The organism is Winogradskyella schleiferi (assembly GCF_013394655.1).
In the GTDB taxonomy this organism is placed as follows: domain Bacteria; phylum Bacteroidota; class Bacteroidia; order Flavobacteriales; family Flavobacteriaceae; genus Winogradskyella; species Winogradskyella schleiferi.
In genome coordinates this window covers 997,764-1,023,890 of sequence record NZ_CP053351.1, presented here as the reverse complement: position 1 = coordinate 1,023,890, position 26,127 = coordinate 997,764, and the positions used below count along the sequence as shown (strand labels likewise).

Here is a 26,127-nt window from a genome sequence, read left to right as displayed (position 1 = left end):
TTATTAGTTTCTCCTATTGATGTATAACCAGCCTACTCGAGGTTCTGAGCCATCACCTAAGTCGAGCACATAATAATAAGTACCAACTGGTAATTTATCAGATGGGTTGATAACTGCTCTTCCGTTTAGCGTACCATTCCAATCATTGAGATAGCCATTTGTGCTATAAACAATATTGCCCCATCGGTTATAGACCTCTAATTTATTATTTGAGTATTGTTCAATACAATCAATTATGAACGTTTCATTTACACCATCACCATCTGGGGAGAATTCGTTATATATCGTTAAACATTCAGGGGTTACTCTGGCTTCGTCCTCATCATTATTGGTATCAACATCATCTCCTCCTACCGAACTTTGAATGAAAGCGGTATTCAAGTACTCACCAAACCCTAGAACTTCTACAGTAATTTCTAGAATTTCTACTTGATCCGGATTTAATTGTGCTATTGTCCATTCGCCGTTAAGTTCTGAATATGTTCCCGAAGTTGTAAGTGCTGAAATAAACACATAACCATTCGGAATTTGTTCATCGATAATAATTTCCGTTGCAGTTACATTACCAATATTTGCTACTTCAATAATGAACGTAACTTGATCACCAACAACCGGATTCAGTTCGTCAACAATTTTGGTAACTTCTAAATCATAAATTGAAGTTACAAAAGTAACTGTCGGATCATCTGGATCACCATCACCATTCCCATCTTCATTTTCATTATCGTTTGGATCATCACTCGTATCTAAGATATCATCCGATGGATCATCTAAATCACCATCAGGTCTTTCTCCACTAACAGAAGCAGAATTGGTAACGCTACCTACGTCTATATCTGCTTGAGTAATGAGATATGTGGCAGTATAAGTTGTATCATCAATTTCACCAGAAAGTAGAACTGCTATTGGACCTCCAATTAAGTTTAAGTTTGGTAATATATCTTCTACTACAATATTAGTTAACGTTTGATTTCCTGTGTTTTCCACAATGAATATATACGTTATAATATCATCTATTCCACCTATTATACCATCACCATTCGTATCTTCTAAAGGCTGAGTAGTTTTAATTAAACTTATTTTAGGGTCTGGTTCAATAGTAATAATTGTTGGATCGTCATCTGAATTTCCATCCAAGTCATCACCATCATCACTTGTGTCACTAACATTAGTATCATTAGGACTATCACCACTAGCTTCTACACTATTCTGAAATCCTCCTGCATCAATAGCATCTTGTTCTATAACATAAGTGGCAGTATAAGTAGCTGTCTCACCTACTAATAAGTCTCCTTCTGCACTACCTTGATCTGAACTGTCGAATGTTGGACCAGAAGTTAATGTCAATGGATTACCATCTATATCTGTAAAAGTATCTAAGATTGCAACATTGTCTAAAGTTACATTTCCTGTATTTGTTACATTTATTGTGTAAGTAATCTCATCTCCTAAACTAGCTCCTATTGGATCTAAATCATTAGTAATGGTAAAAGTTTTAACTACTTCAATACTTGGATCTTCAGGAAGCAATGTATCTGTTGGATCATCATCACTAGTGACATCCGCTGGATCATCACTATCATCGGTTACTGGTCCTCCTAATGGATCGGTTCCGTCTGCTGTGGCCTGGTTCGTTACCACGCCTGCATCAATATCAGCTTGGGTGATGGCATAAGTTGCACTGTAAACAATCGTACCTGCACCCACAACCATATCCTCTAAGTCTGCATCGCCATCTTCATCGGTTCCGCCACTCACATAAACTGGACTTGGTAAAGTCCCTGTTCCTGTAAAGTTAGATGCGCTCTCATTGACACTGACGTCAAAGACGGTCACATCGCCTGTATTTGTTACCGTATAGGTATACGTGATAATATCTCCTACACTGACCGCACCATCTACGCCTAGGTCTAAGCTACTCGTTTTAATAAGACTCAATTCTGGAAGCTGAGCAATAGGTGTATTCGTAGGATCATCATCACTCGTCGCATCCGCTGGATCATCACTATCATCGGTTACTGGTCCGCCTAATGGATCGGTTCCGTCTGCTGTGGCCTGGTTGGTTACCACGCCTGCATCAATATCAGCTTGGGTGATGGCATAAGTTGCACTGTAAACAATTGTTCCTGCACCTACAACCATATCCTCTAAATCTGCATCGCCATCTTCATCGGTTCCACCACTTACATAAACTGGACTTGGTAAAGTCCCTGTTCCTGTAAAGTTAGCTGCGCTCTCATTGACACTGACGTCAAAGACGGTCACATCGCCTGTATTTGTTACCGTATAGGTATATGTAATAACATCTCCTACACTTACTACGCCATCTACGCCTAGGTCTAAGCTACTCGTTTTAATAAGACTCAATTCTGGAAGCTGAGCAATAGGTGTATTCGTAGGATCATCATCACTGGTGACATCCGCTGGATCATCACTATCATCGGTCACTGGTCCGCCTAATGGATCAGTTCCGTCTGCTGTGGCCTGGTTGGTTACCACGCCTGCATCAATATCAGCTTGGGTGATGGCATAGGTTGCACTGTAAACAATTGTTCCTGCACCTACAACCATATCCTCTAAATCTGCATCGCCATCTTCATCGGTTCCACCACTTACATAAACTGGACTTGGTAAAGTCCCTGTTCCTGTAAAGTTAGCTGCGCTCTCATTGACACTGACGTCAAAGACGGTCACATCGCCTGTGTTTGTTACCGTATAGGTATATGTAATAACATCTCCTACACTTACTACGCCATCTACGCCTAGGTCTAAGCTACTCGTTTTAATAAGACTCAATTCTGGAAGCTGAGCAATAGGTGTATTCGTAGGATCATCATCACTGGTGACATCCGCTGGATCATCACTATCATCGGTCACTGGTCCGCCTAATGGATCAGTTCCGTCTGCTGTGGCCTGGTTGGTTACCACGCCTGCATCAATATCAGCTTGGGTGATGGCATAGGTTGCACTGTAAACAATTGTTCCTGCACCTACAACCATATCCTCTAAATCTGCATCGCCATCTTCATCGGTTCCACCACTTACATAAACTGGACTTGGTAAAGTCCCTGTTCCTGTAAAGTTAGCTGCGCTCTCATTGACACTGACGTCAAAGACGGTCACATCGCCTGTGTTTGTTACCGTATAGGTATATGTAATAACATCTCCTACACTTACTACGCCATCTACGCCTAGGTCTAAGCTACTCGTTTTAATAAGACTCAATTCTGGAAGCTGAGCAATAGGTGTATTCGTAGGATCATCATCACTGGTGACATCCGCTGGATCATCACTATCATCGGTCACTGGTCCGCCTAATGGATCAGTTCCGTCTGCTGTGGCCTGGTTGGTTACCACGCCTGCATCAATATCAGCTTGGGTGATGGCATAGGTTGCACTGTAAACAATTGTTCCTGCACCTACAACCATATCCTCTAAATCTGCATCGCCATCTTCATCGGTTCCACCACTTACATAAACTGGACTTGGTAAAGTCCCTGTTCCTGTAAAGTTAGCTGCGCTCTCATTGACACTGACGTCAAAGACGGTCACATCGCCTGTGTTTGTTACCGTATAGGTATATGTAATAACATCTCCTACACTTACTACGCCATCTACGCCTAGGTCTAAGCTACTCGTTTTAATAAGACTCAATTCTGGAAGCTGAGCAATAGGTGTATTCGTAGGATCATCATCACTGGTGACATCCGCTGGATCATCACTATCATCGGTCACTGGTCCGCCTAATGGATCAGTTCCGTCTGCTGTGGCCTGGTTGGTTACCACGCCTGCATCAATATCAGCTTGGGTGATGGCATAGGTTGCACTGTAAACAATTGTTCCTGCACCTACAACCATATCCTCTAAATCTGCATCGCCATCTTCATCGGTTCCACCACTTACATAAACTGGACTTGGTAAAGTCCCTGTTCCTGTAAAGTTAGCTGCGCTCTCATTGACACTGACGTCAAAGACGGTCACATCGCCTGTGTTTGTTACCGTATAGGTATATGTAATAACATCTCCTACACTTACTACGCCATCTACGCCTAGGTCTAAGCTACTCGTTTTAATAAGACTCAATTCTGGAAGCTGAGCAATAGGTGTATTCGTAGGATCATCATCACTGGTGACATCCGCTGGATCATCACTATCATCGGTCACTGGTCCGCCTAATGGATCAGTTCCGTCTGCTGTGGCCTGGTTGGTTACCACGCCTGCATCAATATCAGCTTGGGTGATGGCATAGGTTGCACTGTAAACAATTGTTCCTGCACCTACAACCATATCCTCTAAATCTGCATCGCCATCTTCATCGGTTCCACCACTTACATAAACTGGACTTGGTAAAGTCCCTGTTCCTGTAAAGTTAGCTGCGCTCTCATTGACACTGACGTCAAAGACGGTCACATCGCCTGTGTTTGTTACCGTATAGGTATATGTAATAACATCTCCTACACTTACTACGCCATCTACGCCTAGGTCTAAGCTACTCGTTTTAATAAGACTCAATTCTGGAAGCTGAGCAATAGGTGTATTCGTAGGATCATCATCACTGGTGACATCCGCTGGATCATCACTATCATCGGTCACTGGTCCGCCTAATGGATCAGTTCCGTCTGCTGTGGCCTGGTTGGTTACCACGCCTGCATCAATATCAGCTTGGGTGATGGCATAGGTTGCACTGTAAACAATTGTTCCTGCACCTACAACCATATCCTCTAAATCTGCATCGCCATCTTCATCGGTTCCACCACTTACATAAACTGGACTTGGTAAAGTCCCTGTTCCTGTAAAGTTAGCTGCGCTCTCATTGACACTGACGTCAAAGACGGTCACATCGCCTGTGTTTGTTACCGTATAGGTATATGTAATAACATCTCCTACACTTACTACGCCATCTACGCCTAGGTCTAAGCTACTCGTTTTAATAAGACTCAATTCTGGAAGCTGAGCAATAGGTGTATTCGTAGGATCATCATCACTGGTGACATCCGCTGGATCATCACTATCATCGGTCACTGGTCCGCCTAATGGATCAGTTCCGTCTGCTGTGGCCTGGTTGGTTACCACGCCTGCATCAATATCAGCTTGGGTGATGGCATAGGTTGCACTGTAAACAATTGTTCCTGCACCTACAACCATATCCTCTAAATCTGCATCGCCATCTTCATCGGTTCCACCACTTACATAAACTGGACTTGGTAAAGTCCCTGTTCCTGTAAAGTTAGCTGCGCTCTCATTGACACTGACGTCAAAGACGGTCACATCGCCTGTGTTTGTTACCGTATAGGTATATGTAATAACATCTCCTACACTTACTACGCCATCTACGCCTAGGTCTAAGCTACTCGTTTTAATAAGACTCAATTCTGGAAGCTGAGCAATAGGTGTATTCGTAGGATCATCATCACTGGTGACATCCGCTGGATCATCACTATCATCGGTCACTGGTCCGCCTAATGGATCAGTTCCGTCTGCTGTGGCCTGGTTGGTTACCACGCCTGCATCAATATCAGCTTGGGTGATGGCATAGGTTGCACTGTAAACAATTGTTCCTGCACCTACAACCATATCCTCTAAATCTGCATCGCCATCTTCATCGGTTCCACCACTTACATAAACTGGACTTGGTAAAGTCCCTGTTCCTGTAAAGTTAGCTGCGCTCTCATTGACACTGACGTCAAAGACGGTCACATCGCCTGTGTTTGTTACCGTATAGGTATATGTAATAACATCTCCTACACTTACTACGCCATCTACGCCTAGGTCTAAGCTACTCGTTTTAATAAGACTCAATTCTGGAAGCTGAGCAATAGGTGTATTCGTAGGATCATCATCACTGGTGACATCCGCTGGATCATCACTATCATCGGTCACTGGTCCGCCTAATGGATCAGTTCCGTCTGCTGTGGCCTGGTTGGTTACCACGCCTGCATCAATATCAGCTTGGGTGATGGCATAGGTTGCACTGTAAACAATTGTTCCTGCACCTACAACCATATCCTCTAAATCTGCATCGCCATCTTCATCGGTTCCACCACTTACATAAACTGGACTTGGTAAAGTCCCTGTTCCTGTAAAGTTAGCTGCGCTCTCATTGACACTGACGTCAAAGACGGTCACATCGCCTGTGTTTGTTACCGTATAGGTATATGTAATAACATCTCCTACACTTACTACGCCATCTACGCCTAGGTCTAAGCTACTCGTTTTAATAAGACTCAATTCTGGAAGCTGAGCAATAGGTGTATTCGTAGGATCATCATCACTGGTGACATCCGCTGGATCATCACTATCATCGGTCACTGGTCCGCCTAATGGATCAGTTCCGTCTGCTGTGGCCTGGTTGGTTACCACGCCTGCATCAATATCAGCTTGGGTGATGGCATAGGTTGCACTGTAAACAATTGTTCCTGCACCTACAACCATATCCTCTAAATCTGCATCGCCATCTTCATCGGTTCCACCACTTACATAAACTGGACTTGGTAAAGTCCCTGTTCCTGTAAAGTTAGCTGCGCTCTCATTGACACTGACGTCAAAGACGGTCACATCGCCTGTGTTTGTTACCGTATAGGTATATGTAATAACATCTCCTACACTTACTACGCCATCTACGCCTAGGTCTAAGCTACTCGTTTTAATAAGACTCAATTCTGGAAGCTGAGCAATAGGTGTATTCGTAGGATCATCATCACTGGTGACATCCGCTGGATCATCACTATCATCGGTCACTGGTCCGCCTAATGGATCAGTTCCGTCTGCTGTGGCCTGGTTGGTTACCACGCCTGCATCAATATCAGCTTGGGTGATGGCATAGGTTGCACTGTAAACAATTGTTCCTGCACCTACAACCATATCCTCTAAATCTGCATCGCCATCTTCATCGGTTCCACCACTTACATAAACTGGACTTGGTAAAGTCCCTGTTCCTGTAAAGTTAGCTGCGCTCTCATTGACACTGACGTCAAAGACGGTCACATCGCCTGTGTTTGTTACCGTATAGGTATATGTAATAACATCTCCTACACTTACTACGCCATCTACGCCTAGGTCTAAGCTACTCGTTTTAATAAGACTCAATTCTGGAAGCTGAGCAATAGGTGTATTCGTAGGATCATCATCACTGGTGACATCCGCTGGATCATCACTATCATCGGTCACTGGTCCGCCTAATGGATCAGTTCCGTCTGCTGTGGCCTGGTTGGTTACCACGCCTGCATCAATATCAGCTTGGGTGATGGCATAGGTTGCACTGTAAACAATTGTTCCTGCACCTACAACCATATCCTCTAAATCTGCATCGCCATCTTCATCGGTTCCACCACTTACATAAACTGGACTTGGTAAAGTCCCTGTTCCTGTAAAGTTAGCTGCGCTCTCATTGACACTGACGTCAAAGACGGTCACATCGCCTGTGTTTGTTACCGTATAGGTATATGTAATAACATCTCCTACACTTACTACGCCATCTACGCCTAGGTCTAAGCTACTCGTTTTAATAAGACTCAATTCTGGAAGCTGAGCAATAGGTGTATTCGTAGGATCATCATCACTGGTGACATCCGCTGGATCATCACTATCATCGGTCACTGGTCCGCCTAATGGATCAGTTCCGTCTGCTGTGGCCTGGTTGGTTACCACGCCTGCATCAATATCAGCTTGGGTGATGGCATAGGTTGCACTGTAAACAATTGTTCCTGCACCTACAACCATATCCTCTAAATCTGCATCGCCATCTTCATCGGTTCCACCACTTACATAAACTGGACTTGGTAAAGTCCCTGTTCCTGTAAAGTTAGCTGCGCTCTCATTGACACTGACGTCAAAGACGGTCACATCGCCTGTGTTTGTTACCGTATAGGTATATGTAATAACATCTCCTACACTTACTACGCCATCTACGCCTAGGTCTAAGCTACTCGTTTTAATAAGACTCAATTCTGGAAGCTGAGCAATAGGTGTATTCGTAGGATCATCATCACTGGTGACATCCGCTGGATCATCACTATCATCGGTCACTGGTCCGCCTAATGGATCAGTTCCGTCTGCTGTGGCCTGGTTGGTTACCACGCCTGCATCAATATCAGCTTGGGTGATGGCATAGGTTGCACTGTAAACAATTGTTCCTGCACCTACAACCATATCCTCTAAATCTGCATCGCCATCTTCATCGGTTCCACCACTTACATAAACTGGACTTGGTAAAGTCCCTGTTCCTGTAAAGTTAGCTGCGCTCTCATTGACACTGACGTCAAAGACGGTCACATCGCCTGTGTTTGTTACCGTATAGGTATATGTAATAACATCTCCTACACTTACTACGCCATCTACGCCTAGGTCTAAGCTACTCGTTTTAATAAGACTCAATTCTGGAAGCTGAGCAATAGGTGTATTCGTAGGATCATCATCACTGGTGACATCCGCTGGATCATCACTATCATCGGTCACTGGTCCGCCTAATGGATCAGTTCCGTCTGCTGTGGCCTGGTTGGTTACCACGCCTGCATCAATATCAGCTTGGGTGATGGCATAGGTTGCACTGTAAACAATTGTTCCTGCACCTACAACCATATCCTCTAAATCTGCATCGCCATCTTCATCGGTTCCACCACTTACATAAACTGGACTTGGTAAAGTCCCTGTTCCTGTAAAGTTAGCTGCGCTCTCATTGACACTGACGTCAAAGACGGTCACATCGCCTGTGTTTGTTACCGTATAGGTATATGTAATAACATCTCCTACACTTACTACGCCATCTACGCCTAGGTCTAAGCTACTCGTTTTAATAAGACTCAATTCTGGAAGCTGAGCAATAGGTGTATTCGTAGGATCATCATCACTGGTGACATCCGCTGGATCATCACTATCATCGGTCACTGGTCCGCCTAATGGATCAGTTCCGTCTGCTGTGGCCTGGTTGGTTACCACGCCTGCATCAATATCAGCTTGGGTGATGGCATAGGTTGCACTGTAAACAATTGTTCCTGCACCTACAACCATATCCTCTAAATCTGCATCGCCATCTTCATCGGTTCCACCACTTACATAAACTGGACTTGGTAAAGTCCCTGTTCCTGTAAAGTTAGCTGCGCTCTCATTGACACTGACGTCAAAGACGGTCACATCGCCTGTGTTTGTTACCGTATAGGTATATGTAATAACATCTCCTACACTTACTACGCCATCTACGCCTAGGTCTAAGCTACTCGTTTTAATAAGACTCAATTCTGGAAGCTGAGCAATAGGTGTATTCGTAGGATCATCATCACTGGTGACATCCGCTGGATCATCACTATCATCGGTCACTGGTCCGCCTAATGGATCAGTTCCGTCTGCTGTGGCCTGGTTGGTTACCACGCCTGCATCAATATCAGCTTGGGTGATGGCATAGGTTGCACTGTAAACAATTGTTCCTGCACCTACAACCATATCCTCTAAATCTGCATCGCCATCTTCATCGGTTCCACCACTTACATAAACTGGACTTGGTAAAGTCCCTGTTCCTGTAAAGTTAGCTGCGCTCTCATTGACACTGACGTCAAAGACGGTCACATCGCCTGTGTTTGTTACCGTATAGGTATATGTAATAACATCTCCTACACTTACTACGCCATCTACGCCTAGGTCTAAGCTACTCGTTTTAATAAGACTCAATTCTGGAAGCTGAGCAATAGGTGTATTCGTAGGATCATCATCACTGGTGACATCCGCTGGATCATCACTATCATCGGTCACTGGTCCGCCTAATGGATCAGTTCCGTCTGCTGTGGCCTGGTTGGTTACCACGCCTGCATCAATATCAGCTTGGGTGATGGCATAGGTTGCACTGTAAACAATTGTTCCTGCACCTACAACCATATCCTCTAAATCTGCATCGCCATCTTCATCGGTTCCACCACTTACATAAACTGGACTTGGTAAAGTCCCTGTTCCTGTAAAGTTAGCTGCGCTCTCATTGACACTGACGTCAAAGACGGTCACATCGCCTGTGTTTGTTACCGTATAGGTATATGTAATAACATCTCCTACACTTACTACGCCATCTACGCCTAGGTCTAAGCTACTCGTTTTAATAAGACTCAATTCTGGAAGCTGAGCAATAGGTGTATTCGTAGGATCATCATCACTGGTGACATCCGCTGGATCATCACTATCATCGGTCACTGGTCCGCCTAATGGATCAGTTCCGTCTGCTGTGGCCTGGTTGGTTACCACGCCTGCATCAATATCAGCTTGGGTGATGGCATAGGTTGCACTGTAAACAATTGTTCCTGCACCTACAACCATATCCTCTAAATCTGCATCGCCATCTTCATCGGTTCCACCACTTACATAAACTGGACTTGGTAAAGTCCCTGTTCCTGTAAAGTTAGCTGCGCTCTCATTGACACTGACGTCAAAGACGGTCACATCGCCTGTGTTTGTTACCGTATAGGTATATGTAATAACATCTCCTACACTTACTACGCCATCTACGCCTAGGTCTAAGCTACTCGTTTTAATAAGACTCAATTCTGGAAGCTGAGCAATAGGTGTATTCGTAGGATCATCATCACTGGTGACATCCGCTGGATCATCACTATCATCGGTCACTGGTCCGCCTAATGGATCAGTTCCGTCTGCTGTGGCCTGGTTGGTTACCACGCCTGCATCAATATCAGCTTGGGTGATGGCATAGGTTGCACTGTAAACAATTGTTCCTGCACCTACAACCATATCCTCTAAATCTGCATCGCCATCTTCATCGGTTCCACCACTTACATAAACTGGACTTGGTAAAGTCCCTGTTCCTGTAAAGTTAGCTGCGCTCTCATTGACACTGACGTCAAAGACGGTCACATCGCCTGTGTTTGTTACCGTATAGGTATATGTAATAACATCTCCTACACTTACTACGCCATCTACGCCTAGGTCTAAGCTACTCGTTTTAATAAGACTCAATTCTGGAAGCTGAGCAATAGGTGTATTCGTAGGATCATCATCACTGGTGACATCCGCTGGATCATCACTATCATCGGTCACTGGTCCGCCTAATGGATCAGTTCCGTCTGCTGTGGCCTGGTTGGTTACCACGCCTGCATCAATATCAGCTTGGGTGATGGCATAGGTTGCACTGTAAACAATTGTTCCTGCACCTACAACCATATCCTCTAAATCTGCATCGCCATCTTCATCGGTTCCACCACTTACATAAACTGGACTTGGTAAAGTCCCTGTTCCTGTAAAGTTAGCTGCGCTCTCATTGACACTGACGTCAAAGACGGTCACATCGCCTGTGTTTGTTACCGTATAGGTATATGTAATAACATCTCCTACACTTACTACGCCATCTACGCCTAGGTCTAAGCTACTCGTTTTAATAAGACTCAATTCTGGAAGCTGAGCAATAGGTGTATTCGTAGGATCATCATCACTGGTGCCATCCGCTGGATCATCACTATCATCGGTTACTGGTCCTCCTAATGGATCAGTTCCGTCTGCTGTGGCCTGGTTGGTTACCACGCCTGCATCAATATCAGCTTGGGTGATGGCATAGGTTGCACTGTACACTATCGTACCTGCACCCACAACCATATCCTCTAAGTCTGTATCGCCATCTTCATCGGTTCCGCCACTTACATAAACTGGACTTGGTAAAGTCCCTGTTCCTGTAAAGTTAGCTGCGCTCTCATTGACACTCACGTCAAAGACGGTCACATCGCCTGTGTTTGTTACCGTATAGGTATATGTAATAACATCTCCTACACTTACTACGCCATCTACGCCTAGGTCTAAGCTACTCGTTTTAATGATGCTTAACTCTGGATTTTGAACAATCTCAAAAGGTGTCACATCATTCGTTGGATCTGCATCATTGTTATCTCCATTTACTCCATCGATATCATCCGTCTCTACAGTCTCTGGATCAACGACTGCTGTTATTCCATCTGACTCAGTACCTGTGTCTGACACATCCGTTACATCATCTGCTGTATTAACTAAATCTCCTCCTGGCCCTTCTGAACTTACCGTTGCTGTGTTCTCGACTCCCCCTGCATCTACATCACTCTGTAATACCGTATAAGTCGCACTGCAGGTTGTACTTGATCCTGGTGCTAAATTTGTCGCTACACACGTGACCGCTCCTATTACTGGATCATTAATTGCAATGTCTGTTAAGGTCACATTTCCTGTGTTAGTTACTGTGAAACTGTAGTTGATAACATCATCTACTAATCCTGCTCCACCTGCAACCGTTACACTTGCAACACTCTTAACTAATTCTATACTTGGGCATTCAATAGTATTTAAAGCAATAGGATTATTAGAAACAGCCAAACAATCTGGTGTTGCTTGATATCTTACCGCAGGTGTATAAGTATCTGGCGGTAAATTATTAAAAACATTAGAAAGTTGCCATGTTTGATCATTAGCACCACTTAAGCTATTAAGGCTATATTCTATTGTACCACCTCCATTATCTGTAGCATCAATTGTAATAGACCCCAGATTCGCTGGACACGTTGGCTGAACTGAGCTTGTTGTAGGATTAATCGTCGGTGGAGGTGTTAAAAATGCTGGATCATATACTATGAAAGCCTTACCGTCTCCGCCATCGCCAACTCCAGAACCCCTATACGTAATTCTGAATCCATAAATATCATTTCCCGAGCTTAAAAATGCAGTTAGCGGAAAAATGCTTGCAAAAATATTCTGACCAGAAACCGTCGTAGTAATCCCTGTATCTATATAGTTTGGTATAAATGTGGTTCTATTGGTTCCTATAAGATTTCCTGAGTTATCTAAAGCCTGAACAGTATATACGTTATTTCCATTACGCTCAGTAACTATAAGATATCTATTGGCTGCTGTCGTAATTGGTGCATCATAAGCGATTTCCAAAAAATCCGTGGAGGTAATCTGAAGGTCCGTAGAAAAATAATTCGTTAAATCCCTATCTGAAAACGTAGCCAATAAAGCTGGGTCGAATATCGACGGTCCATCGGTAATATCAGAGGTGAGCGTTGGGCCGTCATAAATATATTGATGCGCTGCATCTGGGTTTGCAAATTGATAATTTACACTTGATGGCACATAAAACCCTGTAAATGTATCAGCTCCTACTGATATAGAATTAAGTATGGCACCTGTTGCACTTCCTGTACCTGTAATATCGAAAGTGACACCTGTAGTGACAGGTAATACAGGACTACCTGTTGGAATCACATCGTCACAGGCATCATCACTACACTCAAATGGTGCCGTTAAAACATTGGTATCTTCTAGTGGACAAGTTAATTCATCTGAAAACGTTGCTATTAAAGAGATTTCATTGCCATTTGCTGGTAAGACCACATCATTAAAAGTATGTGGTGAAGTTAAACCTAAAACTGAAACAGATGCTGTTCCGTCTCCTGTTAAATCTAATGTACCAATAGTCGGCAAGCTATTAAATGTTATGGTAATATCAGCTGTAAATGTATCATCATTAATGTTTGATGGTGTACCATTATTAATACAAGCTGTAACATCACTAGAAACAATACTTACCAGATTACAACATGCATCATCAAGAGCAATTGGATTATTAGAAACAGCAAAACATGCTGGTACTGACTGGTATCTAACAGCTGGTGTATACGTATCTGGTGGTAAATTATTAAAAACATTAGAAAGTTGCCATGTTTGATCATTAGCACCACTTAAGCTATTAAGGCTATATTCTATTGTACCACCTCCATTATCTGTAGCATCAATTGTAATAGACCCCAGATTCGTTGGACACGTTGGCTGAACTGAGCTTGTTGTAGGATTAATCGTCGGTGGAGGTGTTAAAAATGCTGGATCATATACTATGAAAGCCTTACCGTCTCCGCCATCGCCAACTCCAGAACCCCTATACGTAATTCTGAATCCATAAATATCATTTCCCGAGCTTAAAAATGCAGTTAGCGGAAAAATGCTTGCAAAAATATTCTGACCAGAAACCGTTGTAGTAATCCCTGTATCTATATAGTTTGGTATAAATGTGGTTCTATTTGTTCCTATAAGATTTCCTGAGTTATCTAAAGCCTGAACAGTATATACGTTATTTCCATTACGCTCAGTAACTATAAGATATCTATTGGCTGCTGTCGTAATTGGTGCATCATAAGCGATTTCCAAAAAATCCGTGGAGGTAATCTGAAGGTCCGTAGAAAAATAATTCGTTAAATCCCTATCTGAAAACGTAGCCAATAAAGCTGGGTCGAATATCGACGGTCCATCGGTAATATCAGAGGTGAGCGTTGGGCCGTCATAAATATATTGATGCGCTGCATCTGGGTTTGCAAATTGATAATTTACACTTGATGGCACATAAAACCCTGTAAATGTATCAGCTCCTACTGATATAGAATTAAGTATGGCACCTGTTGCGCTTCCTGTACCTGTAATATCGAAAGTGACACCTGTAGTGACAGGTATTACAGGACTACCTGTTGGAATCACATCGTCACAGGCATCATCACTACATTCAAAGGGGGCCGTTAAAACATTGGTGTCTTCTAATGTACAAGTTACTTCATCTGAAAACGTTGCTATCAATGAGATAGCATTGCCATTTGCTGGTAATACAACACCATTAAAAGTATGAGGGGAAGTTAAGCCTGAAACTGAAACCGATGCGCTTCCGTCCCCAGTTAAATTTAAAGTTCCTGTCGCCGGAATATTAACAAATGTGACTGTAATATCTGCTGTAAATGTATCATCAGTAGTATCTGCAGGTGTACTATTATCATCACAGATAGTTTCATTTGAAGAAGTTATATCTGTAATCCCACAATCACATATGGTAATCCCAGTTGCATTTGTTACAGATGCATTAGTACCCAAGGAATAATCTACATCAGTCTCAGTCACTAGGCCGTTAGTTGAATTTACAGTTGCAGGATCTGTAGTACCAAATTGTCCGCCATCACCTCCATCAGCATTTGCATCATCGTAAGCCTCATTTGCATCTGAACAACTATCTAAATCACTATCTGTATTTTGGAAATCATAGCTTCCGTCGCTTAATGTGTCTATTGGCGTAAGACCTGTTCCCGCTGTTGATGGGATACCATTTGCATTAACGGTACCGTCTGCCAAACCATCGTCATTCAAATCCGTTCCTCCAACTTCATCGACATCGTAAATTCCATCATTATCACTATCTAAATCCAAATAATCAGGTACTGAATCGTTATCTGTATCAGTCGAATTTGTTAATGGATCATCATCTAAATCTAAATTATTATCTTCAATGGCGTCTGTAATACCATCATTATCACTATCCAAATCCGCCGAATCATATACACCGTCACAATCTGTATCAGTTTCAGAAACTACAAATGAATTATTACTAGTATCAGTATCTGATTGAGACGTATCAGTAATACTAATGCTATATACCATTGGTAATACTATGGAAGATACTCCTCCATTTACGGTCAAAGTAACACTTTCGCCAGCTTGTAAACCAAAAATCACCCATTCATTTAAGCTAGAATCGTAAGACGCTGTGCCGGATCCAGATGAAAAAATCGCAGAACTATTAGTGTAACTTATACCTGATGGCAACGGAGCTTGTATCACAAAACTATTACTATTATTAGCACTATTATTTGTAACTGTAGCAATTAAATCTACGTTAGTTGCAGTACACAAGCTTGTCGAAGACTCAATACGAGCATCAATACTTAAATCTATTGTAGTACTAAATCCAATACTATTAGAATTATAAGCTGTAAAAGCTATATCTGTGTTACCAGATGTTGTATGAACGAATTTTACAATTTGAGTTGAATTTCCTGCAGTAATTCCAAAATCACTTAAGAGAAATGATAAAACTCTGAAATCTCTATACGTGTTTATACCAAATGTCCCAACAACTAATCCCGTATTAGGATTAACATTATAAATGGTCCAATCTACCCCAGCAACGACAGGAGTTGAGGAGAAATCTACTACAACACTATTACCTACTGTGTTACCAAGGTTATCAACAAACTTAAAAATATCACTACCTCCAGGAGCACCAGTTTGATTCACAATTATATCAGGTATATTATCTGTAATATTAGCTACTGAAAGAACTGTCAAATCATCATATTCAATATCTTGAGGATCAATATTGAAAAAGTTTGTACTCATTTCTAAACCACTAGATCCATCTCTTACAAAATTGGTAGGGACAATAGGTGAAAAATTTTTAATGTAATCTGTCGGAGAATTTGTTTGGTTCACACCACCCCAGTTATAAGCTACACCCAATAATTCTGGGTTGCTGTAATTTATTACACCTGGCATAGGAAAAGCTCGAAAGCTAGCTGCTGTAAATGTTACCCCATTTGATGTTAAAATAGAATCATCTACACCTGTAGAGTATGTGATACCATCCGCTATAAAACCCAATAAATTATTTGAATCTGTAGCCGTAACTGTAGCGCCAGTGGTAGAAACATAAAAGCCGCCTTGATCACCATAAATAGTTGAAACATCTTCCTGAGCATTCATGGTTAAAAATGATAAAAGAAAACCAACGATTAAAATGGTTTTTATCCTAAACAAGGATAACTTTACAAAAACATTGCACAAGCATAAAATGTTAATAATATTCTTTGCAAAAGAGAATCGAGTAGAGATTTTCATATATAATATAGTTGATGTATAATGCTATTTAAAAAATAAAACACTTATTACTTTATCGACAAAGTGACAAATATATTCGATAAAGTGTAAAAAACAAATTTATTGTAAGATATTCTATATCGTAATTTTAAAATTAGACATGAGACGAAATTGGACTGTCTCGCAGTCCCATTTAAATTTTAAGTAAATGCATTATTTATTGTGAAGTGATTAGCTATTAATCAACTTCGGAAAATTAATCCCGTTACATTTATTGGGCTAAAATTACGAAATATTTAACATCTTTTGCCTACTTACGGACATAAGAACACTTTTGGTTTTTCTTTATGCCCATAAATATATTAATACAACTATATTTGCAATCGTTTATCTTGACACAATGATTTTTTGCCATTTGCCCGAACTTTTGAGGCAATTTGTATAAAAAATTCAAAACACAAAATGGGTTCAATTAGAATATGAGTTTTTTAAAAGAAATAAACAGACGACGCACCTTTGGGATCATCTCACATCCAGATGCAGGTAAAACCACGCTTACCGAAAAACTATTATTGTTCGGTGGTGCCATACAAGAAGCTGGTGCTGTAAAAAGTAATAAAATAAAGAAAGGTGCCACAAGTGACTTTATGGAAATTGAGCGTCAACGTGGAATTTCTGTAGCAACATCTGTCTTGGCTTTTGAATATAACGGTATAAAGATTAACATTTTAGATACACCAGGCCACAAAGATTTTGCCGAAGACACGTTTAGAACTTTAACAGCCGTAGATAGTGTGATTGTTGTTATAGATGTCGCCAAAGGTGTCGAAGAGCAAACAGAAAAGTTAGTTGAAGTTTGTAGGATGCGAAACATTCCTATCATTGTCTTTATTAATAAAATGGATCGGGAAGGTAAAGATGCCTTCGACCTTTTAGATGAGATTGAACAAAAATTGGGTTTAAAGGTCGTACCGTTAAGTTTCCCTATTGGAATGGGCTACGACTTTAAAGGTATATACAACATCTGGGAAAAAAACGTCAACTTATTTTCTGGAGATAGCAGAAAAGATATTGAAGAAACTATCGAAATCTCAGATTTATCGTCACCTGAATTGGATAAATTGGTCGGCGAAAAAGCGGCAGATACTTTACGAGAGGAAATAGAGTTGGTTGATGGGATTTATCCTCAATTTAATAAGGAAGACTATCTCAATGGCAACCAACAACCTGTATTTTTTGGTTCAGCATTAAATAATTTCGGTGTTCGGGAGTTATTGGATTGCTTTGTTGAAATAGCCCCAAAACCGAGACCCAAACAAAGTGAAGAACGCCTAGTGAAACCTGATGAAAAGAAGTTTAGTGGCTTCGTGTTTAAAATTCATGCCAATATGGATCCTAACCACAGAAATAGATTGGCTTTTGTAAAAATTGTATCTGGAGAATTTAAACGTAATTCACCATATTTACATGTAAGACATGATAAAAAGCTAAAATTTTCCAGTCCGAATGCCTTCTTTGCCGAAAAGAAAGAAATTGTAGATGTTTCTTATCCTGGCGATATTGTTGGCCTTCAAGATACTGGAAGTTTTAAAATTGGTGATACCTTAACCGAAGGGGAAATATTGAACTATAAAGGCGTGCCTAGTTTTTCGCCAGAACATTTTAGATATATCAATAATGCGGACCCAATGAAGGCGAAACAACTATACAAAGGTATAGACCAGTTAATGGATGAAGGCGTCGCCCAATTATTTACACTAGATTTTAATGGTCGAAAAGTTATTGGAACTGTCGGTGCGCTGCAATATGAAGTCATCCAATACCGATTGGAACATGAATATGGCGCAAAATGCACTTACGAAAACCTTAATGTCCATAAAGCTTGCTGGATTAAAACCGATAACGAAAAAAGTGAAGAGTTTAAAGAATTCTTGAGAGTTAAACAACGTTATTTGGCAAGGGACAAACACAATCAATTGGTGTTTTTGGCAGATAGTATGTTCTCATTACAAATGTCACAACAAAAATACCCTAGTATTACGTTTCATATGACTTCAGAATTTGAATAATCAAATTTTAAATTATATGAATAATACTTCATATTTATACTTATTAACGATATTTATTGCTTTTAATCGATTTTATAGTTTTAATTCCTAATGATTTAATACTTTCAAAATACGATTAACCCCAAACTAATCTACTTATTATGGAAAATAACGCAAACGTTTTCAGTAACGCTGAAATTACCGTTACCTACAATCCTCGCTGCTGTGCAAATGCAGAACTTTGTGCAAGACAATTATCTAATGTTTTTAGAAGATCTGTGATTCCATGGATTGATTTAGAAGGCGCACAAACTGATGTTATTATTAATCAGATTAAAAAATGCCCTTCGGGAGCATTGCAATATCATTTGAATAAAAAAGATGTTGCTTAAGTTAGTTTAGCAAAACGCTAATAAAAAACTCATCTTGATGCTTTTTAGTCTATATAAAAGCATCAAGATGAGTTTTTTTATCTATTTATTGTTGGTTACCGTTGTTCTTTTTTCTGAAAGTTTAGTTTCATTATTTTGATTATTTTCGTCAATTGAAGGTCTGCAGGTAGCCATAAGAATGACCACAATTTTTATACAAACAACTCCAATTAAAAGGGTTCTTTTAGTTATTTTCATAGTTCAATAATTATTCCAATTCAATTTCTACATAAACAGGAAAATGGTCTGATGGAAACTTAAAATCTATGGCGCTCGATAAAACAGCATATTTCCGAACTTTTAAGTTAGGGGATTTAGAAACGAAAATATAATCGATTCGTCGGGTTACAGGTTCATTATAATTGAAACCGTTGAAGGTTCCATCAGATCCAAATTCTACCTCTGCTATTTGTTTTGAGTCTAACATAACTTTTGATACGTTAGATATCACATCACTATTAGGTTCAACATTAAAATCTCCCATAAGTATTACAGGGTAATTTTCGGTATTTTCTGAAGTAATTTTTTGAAGAATGAGCTTCATACTTTCTATTCGAGATTCTTTACCAACATGATCCAAATGCGTGTTGAACACCCAAAATTTTTGATCATCCGATTTTTAGGAGAACAAACCGTAGGTGCAAACTCTTGGATAGGCAGCATCCCAATCTTTAGAGACTTTTTCTGGTGTCTTCGACAACCAAAAGGTGTGATGTTTTTCTACATAAACATGTTTCGAATTGTAATATAAGGCAGCGTGTTCTCCTTCGCCATTACCACCTCTACCTTCTCCGATAAAATTATAATCTGGCAAGGCTAAATTCAAATCTTCAATTTGATTGGGAAGCGCCTCTTGTACGCCAAAAACATCTGGGCTTAAAAATAAAATTTGATCGCTTAAAAAGTCACTTCGATTTGGCCAAGCGTTTTCACCATCCGACGCTGTATCCAACCGAATATTATAGGTCATTACCTTGAAGCTAGAATTTGAATTCTTGTCCATTGTATTTTCTTTTTCAGTTTTACAACCGAGAAGGAAAAAACACATTATACATAACTGAACTAATTTCACGTGGTTTACTTATAAAAAATCTTTATTGCCTAATTAGAGGTTGCTTTAAATCTCTCAAAAGCCAATTCAGGCTCGTCCGTAGTTATATAATCAAAATCTTGAGCTAATAACCAGTCAATATCCTCTTGCTTATTCGCCGTCCAAGCATTCAATTTAAGACCTAAGTCCTTCGCTTCTGTAATCCATTCTGGTTTTTGTCTCAGTTTCCAAACTAAATAATCCAAACCTGTAATGTTATCATTTTTTAGCTCTTGAGGTGTTTTTGAACCATCGAGATATAAAACTTTGGCCTCTGCATTTATTTCTTTTATACGCTTAATCAATTCATAACTAAAACTGATATAATAAGATACATAGGCTTCCGCCTTTAACTCTTTTACGAGAGCAACAGTTTTTTCTGCCATGAGCTTATTGCGACCTTCAATTTTCGAAGGCTTTATCTCACATACTAAGCCCGTAGATGAATTATTCGTCATTCCTGCTTTAATAAAATCCTTTAATGTCGGTAATGTTTCCCCATTTGGTAATTTATGTTTGGCAAGTTCCTCGTATGTCGTAGAGTCTATCACGAGACCGCCAAAATCGCCATCGTGTGTAACAATCAGTACTTCATCTGAAGTCATTCGTACATCAAATTCAGAACCAGTACATTTTAAGTCAATGGCTTCTTTTAATGCCGCAATAGAATTTTTCGGTAAACCTTTAGCTTTCCATGCACCTCGGTGTGCAATTACTGGATTATCAGCAAAGGCAATTTTAGGTTCCATGGCTGTAGTTGGGATGGCTTTTGTTGTTTCGGTCGTATCGTTTTTTTCTTGAGAGTTTGAATTGCAAGACACAAGACCAAGACAGCATATTAACATAATTACATAACGCATAAGTAAGGTGTTTAATGAAAAGGAAAACAAAAGGGCAAGCGAACTTGCCCAATGTTATTATAAAAAGACTAATTCAAATAATTATTAATTATAACCATCATTCTGAGGGTAATCAGGTCCTAAAAGGTCTAAATCGTTTTGAGATATTGGCCAATTGATAAAATGAGACATCCAGTTCTCTCTAGGATCTCTTGTTCCTAAGTTGTTAGGAAAATATTCACCATCACCTGCATAGTTGGTAATTTGAAAATCAATAACACTTTGCCCCATTCTTTTTAAGGTAAACCAACGCTGCCCTTCAAAAGCCAATTCCCTAGCACGCTCATCTAAGATTGTTTGTTGATTCACTGAAGAAACTGGATCGGCACCTGCACGTGTTCTAACTGCATTAATATAAGGTAAAGGATCACCTGAAGATCTCATAATAGCTTCTGCAGCGATTAAATAAGTTTCCGCCAATCTATAAACAGTAATGTTACCTCTAATTAAATAAGAATTCGGATCACCATCATCTTGCGCAAATTTGATACAGGATGGGTGCATTCTTTGATAATAAGATGTGTAGTTGCCGCTTGGATTATCTAAATCCGTTATTGGAGCATAGTTATCTACTTCTTCACCAGCTCTATCACCTGAAGTGTAATAATACTTTAATCTAAAATAAGTATCATCATCTCTAGTATCATTAGGATCTTCGGCTAAAAGGTCTAATAAATATAAATTTGGTAAAATTCTAGAAAAGCCTCTACCGCCTTGCTCATTATTCGCCTCTATTCCAGCAATCTGAAAATATTGGGTGACATAATTCGCATTCATCATAGTAGTACCACCACCACCAAGATCATCTTTAGACTGTATAACAAATAATGATTCAGAATTATTTCTATCACCTGCAAAAACGTCTGCAGTAGAACCTACTAAACCATGAGGCCCTTCGTCTATTAAAGATACCGCTTGGTTTTTTGCTTCTGTCCAATTCCCTTGCCACATTGCTACTTTGGCCTTTACATGTTTTGCCGTTCCTTTTGTAACACGACCAAAAGTATCTGTCCAGTCTAAATTCTCAATAGCATAGTTTAAATCACTATTAATAAGTGTAAAAATTTCTTGTTCAGATGATTTATCGTTAATAACATCGAAAGCATTATCAGGAGTTATAGTTTCTGTAGTAACATAAATATTATTATACATTCTATAAAGGTAAAAATAAGAATGTGCCCTAAAAAATCTTGCTTCAGATAAAACTTGCGCCCTTACATCGTCATCCAATCCCTCTAAAGTTTCAGCTGCATTTATTAAAGCAGTAGCCTTATTCGCAATATTGTAATAATGCTTCCAAAATAATGAAGACGCAAAATTGGTTCCTTGATCTACTGGAGACGTACCTCTTTCATATCTTCCCATTAATCCCGTGTAACCAGATCTTGAAAATGTTAAATCTCCTCTTGAGGACATAAGAACTGCTCCCATATAATCTTCAGTGCCGTTGTCATAGCGATCTCTTTCAAATTTATACAAACTCGTTACACCAGTCTTTAAACCGGCTTCAGTGGTATAAATATAATCTGCATCAATTAGCGTACTTGGTTGTTCCTCTAAATAATCTTCACAGGAAGTTACAATAAAGCAAAACGCCATGGCAAGCAGTAAGCCACTTTTTATTTTTGAATAAAAAAACTTCGTTTTCATAATACTATTCTTTTTTTTAATTAAAATTTAATTCTTATTCCAAATGTGAATGCTTTGGCATCTGGATAACCTGTATCAGCATTAGAAAAGGTAGATCTTATGTTTACCTCTGGACTATACCCAATATAATCTGTATTTGTAAATACATTTGTTGCGGTAGCATATAACCTAATCTGCTCAAAATTTAACTTAGACGTAAACTTTTCTGCTAAGGTATATCCCAAACTTACCGTTCTTAACCTAATGTAAGAAGCATCTTTAACTGCCATTGAATTTAAGTATTGATCGGCAGAATCTTTATTAGGACGCGGAAATGTGGTTGATGGATTTTCTGGTGTGTAATAATCTACTTTAACACCATTTAAATCTCCTCTTAACGTACCACCATTGTTGTACTCATTTAAAAATGGATTAATTTTTGTTGCCCCTTCCACAGCATAAAAATCTACAAATAAATCAAAACCTTTATAAGCAATTGTTGTAGATAGTGAACCAAACCAATCTGGATTAGGGTCGATAAACACACGATCTTCAGGAGTTATTTTTCCATCTGGACCAGGTATTGTATTGCCTTCATCATCAACACCGTTAACATCCTTTATTCTAATGTCACCAGGTCTCAAGTTATCTTGCGTATTTACCGATTCTGGATTCGCCTGAGGTGAATTTGCATAATCTTCCCCTTCTTGCCATATCCCGTCAAATGCATATTGATAAATAACACCAACTGGCTGACCAACATAATAATTAAATGAATTATCTTCTGTAATGGCATCACCATTCCCGTCATTATACAGTTCTAATAATTCGTTTCTGTTATTAGACCAATTGGTAGAAACAGACCATTTAAAATCTTCTGTATTGATAATATTTGCAGTTAAGCCAATTTCGATACCTGTATTTTGCAATTCACCAGCATTAAAGAATGTTGATGTATATCCTGTGACTGGTGGCACACCTCTTCTTAACAATAAATCAGTAGTTCTTGCATCATACCAATTTATGTTACCTGTTAATATTCTATTGAATATCGAAAAATCCAACCCAAGGTTTAAGGTCGTAATTCTTTCGAATTTTAAATTAGGATTAGGTAAAATAGTTGAAGGAGAATATCCTGAGGCAGATTCTTCATCAAAAATATACGGTTGAAAATCTGCTGTAAATAGCGATGTATAAGCACGCCCTAAATCGTTAACCAAAGACCCATAACTTGCTCTAACCTTTAATTCTTGTATAGAATTTACATCTTCTAAAAAGCTTTCATTATGTATTTTCCAAGCAAAAGAACCTGCTGGATTATAACTCCATTCGTTACCTTCTCCATTTAATGAAGCTCCATCAGCTCTAATAATACCCTCAAGTGTATATCTATTTAGTAAAGTATATCGTGCTCTAGCCATATATCCTAAATATCGAAATTTGTCTCCATCGCGTTCTACAGTTACCCGACCCGTTGCACTAGCAATTCCATTATAACCCAAATCTTCATTTAAGAACCCTTCACCTTGTGTAAATGTTCTAGAGAATTCGTTTTCTTGGGAGGATTGCACTAAGGTTACATTTAATCTATTATTTTCATTAATAGCTTTATCATACGTTAGGATATTTTCCAACAGATGAGACTCTCTTAATTGATTATCAATTCTTGCAATACCTCTAACATCATCACCCGCACTACTTAAAGACGATTGATATTGTCCCCTTTCTGAGGTTCTTCTAGTAAAATTTGCCTTAAATTGATATTGTAAATCTTTTGTAATTTGCCATATTGGAGTTACATTAATGACATAGTCATTTCCTTTTTCTTTGTTAGATTGCTCACGTAAATTCCATATAGGATTTACAGGTGATGATTCTTCACCACTTGGAAAACGCGTTAGACTGCCGTCTTCATTATAAGCAGTTCCTAACGGTGAGAAGGTAATAACATTAACATTTGCTGCTCTATTTGTATCATCATTTAATAAATTCAAATCAAAATTAACAGAAAACTTATCCGATATTTTTTGATCTACATTTAAACGTAACGTTTTTCTTGTATAACTAGAGGTAGGAATAAGACCATCTTCTTTAAAATAGTTTATACTACCAAAAACCTTAGTCATTTCTGTACCACCACTTATACTAATCGCTTGACTATTCACCACACCGTTTCTCAATAATTCTTCTTCCCAATCCACGAAACGATTGTTGATTAGGTTATCATATTCAACCTCTGAGAATACATTATCAATAACATCATCAGCATAACTGTCGTCGTTTCTTGTTGACCTAAAAGCCTCTCTTCTTAACTGCGCAAATTCTTGCCCACTATAAACATCGAAATTTCTCTCAATCGTTTTTGTTGTTAGAAAGCCATGATAGCTAACACTAACTTTACCAACAGAACCGCGTTTAGTAGTTATTAAAACCACACCATTAGCACCTCTAGAACCATAAATAGCCTGAGCAGAGGCATCTTTCAAAAATTCAACAGATTTTATATCGTCTGCGTCAATATCCTCAATACCGTCTTCTCTAATAATTCCATCTACAACGTAGATTGCACTTACATTACCTTCAATAGAACCTTGCCCTCTAAAAATAATGTCCGAAGTACCACCTGGCCTTAGTGTTCCACCTCCAACATTAACTTGTAAACCAGGGATCCTACCACGTAACATCTCATTTACATCTGAAGTAGGAGTTAAAACCGCATCTTCCATATCCACCGAAGCTACAGCATTTACGATATCGCTTTTCTTCTGTGTACCATAACCTACAACAACTACCTCACTCAATGCACTATCATCTTCCAATGTCACAGTAATTTCATTTGAAGCAAAAGGCACCTCTTGAGTTTTAAAGCCCACATAAGATACCACTAAAACAGCAGACTCATTTACTACATCTAAAGTAAATGCGCCATCGAAATCCGTTTGCGTTCCATTAGATGTTCCTTTCTCCACAACAGATGCGCCAGGCAAGGGCATGTTATCTGAAGCAGAAATCACTTTCCCTGTTACTGTGGTCTGAGCCATAAGGGAAAAAGAGCTACACAATAGAAAGAGACAAAAGAATATTTCAATTCTTGATCTTTGAAATTTTAATTTCATAAATATTGATTTGATTAATTATTTAGTTTCCAAAATTAGATAATACCTAAATTTACTTTAGACTTCCAATTTTATGATATTGTAAATTTAAACCCAATAAATTGTTAATTCCACAATAATCACCTCGATAAAAAACCGACATCATAAATTTTAACAAAAAAATATTCTATTACTGTTCTCGTAAAGTCTATAAACACTAGCTTTATTAAGTGCATCATTTTTCTTAACAAATTCTTAATATAGGCCATCTTAAATAGCTTGTCGTGGCAATGTCTAGGT

At 39.5% G+C, this 26,127-nt stretch carries 9 protein-coding genes; 2 read left to right on the top strand and 7 right to left on the bottom strand.

The window, feature by feature from the left end:
- Positions 1-3 precede the first annotated feature (3 nt).
- Positions 4-16,656: a DUF7507 domain-containing protein gene (locus HM990_RS04445; protein WP_178987785.1), complete on the bottom strand. Its 16,653-nt coding sequence runs from the start codon at positions 16,654-16,656 to the stop codon at positions 4-6.
- Between the two features lie 458 nt (positions 16,657-17,114).
- Between HM990_RS04445 and HM990_RS04440 the strand changes: the two genes are divergently transcribed.
- Positions 17,115-18,704 carry a peptide chain release factor 3 gene (locus HM990_RS04440; protein ID WP_178987784.1) on the top strand — a complete coding sequence of 530 codons (1,590 nt, stop codon included), beginning with the start codon at positions 17,115-17,117 and terminating at the stop codon, positions 18,702-18,704.
- A 140-nt stretch (positions 18,705-18,844) separates the two neighbouring features.
- Complete coding sequence (locus HM990_RS04435) at positions 18,845-19,075, top strand: (4Fe-4S)-binding protein (protein ID WP_178987783.1); 231 nt, start codon at positions 18,845-18,847, stop codon at positions 19,073-19,075.
- An 81-nt stretch (positions 19,076-19,156) separates the two neighbouring features.
- Here the strand turns inward: HM990_RS04435 and HM990_RS04430 are convergent, their stop codons facing one another.
- The 6 genes from HM990_RS04430 to HM990_RS04410 all read right to left on the bottom strand — a co-directional run bounded on the left by HM990_RS04430 (position 19,157) and on the right by HM990_RS04410 (position 25,773).
- Entirely contained in the window at positions 19,157-19,312 is a 156-nt protein-coding gene (locus tag HM990_RS04430; RefSeq protein ID WP_178987782.1) for a hypothetical protein, read from the bottom strand.
- Positions 19,313-19,322: 10 nt separating this feature from the next.
- On the bottom strand, positions 19,323-19,709 hold the full coding sequence (locus tag HM990_RS19800; protein ID WP_229719366.1) for an endonuclease/exonuclease/phosphatase family protein: 387 nt from the start codon (positions 19,707-19,709) through the stop codon (positions 19,323-19,325).
- Positions 19,710-19,733: 24 nt separating this feature from the next.
- Positions 19,734-20,117, bottom strand: a complete 384-nt coding sequence (locus HM990_RS19795) for an endonuclease/exonuclease/phosphatase family protein (RefSeq protein WP_229719365.1) — start codon at positions 20,115-20,117, stop codon at positions 19,734-19,736.
- A gap of 98 nt (positions 20,118-20,215) precedes the next feature.
- A complete protein-coding gene (locus HM990_RS04420) occupies positions 20,216-21,064 on the bottom strand; it encodes a glycerophosphodiester phosphodiesterase (protein WP_229719364.1) in 849 nt (282 codons plus the stop codon).
- An 84-nt stretch (positions 21,065-21,148) separates the two neighbouring features.
- On the bottom strand, positions 21,149-22,753 hold the full coding sequence (locus tag HM990_RS04415) for a RagB/SusD family nutrient uptake outer membrane protein (protein WP_178987781.1): 1,605 nt from the start codon (positions 22,751-22,753) through the stop codon (positions 21,149-21,151).
- A gap of 20 nt (positions 22,754-22,773) precedes the next feature.
- Positions 22,774-25,773, bottom strand: coding sequence for a SusC/RagA family TonB-linked outer membrane protein (locus HM990_RS04410; protein WP_178987780.1), 3,000 nt, complete (start codon positions 25,771-25,773; stop codon positions 22,774-22,776).
- Positions 25,774-26,127: the final 354 nt, after the last annotated feature.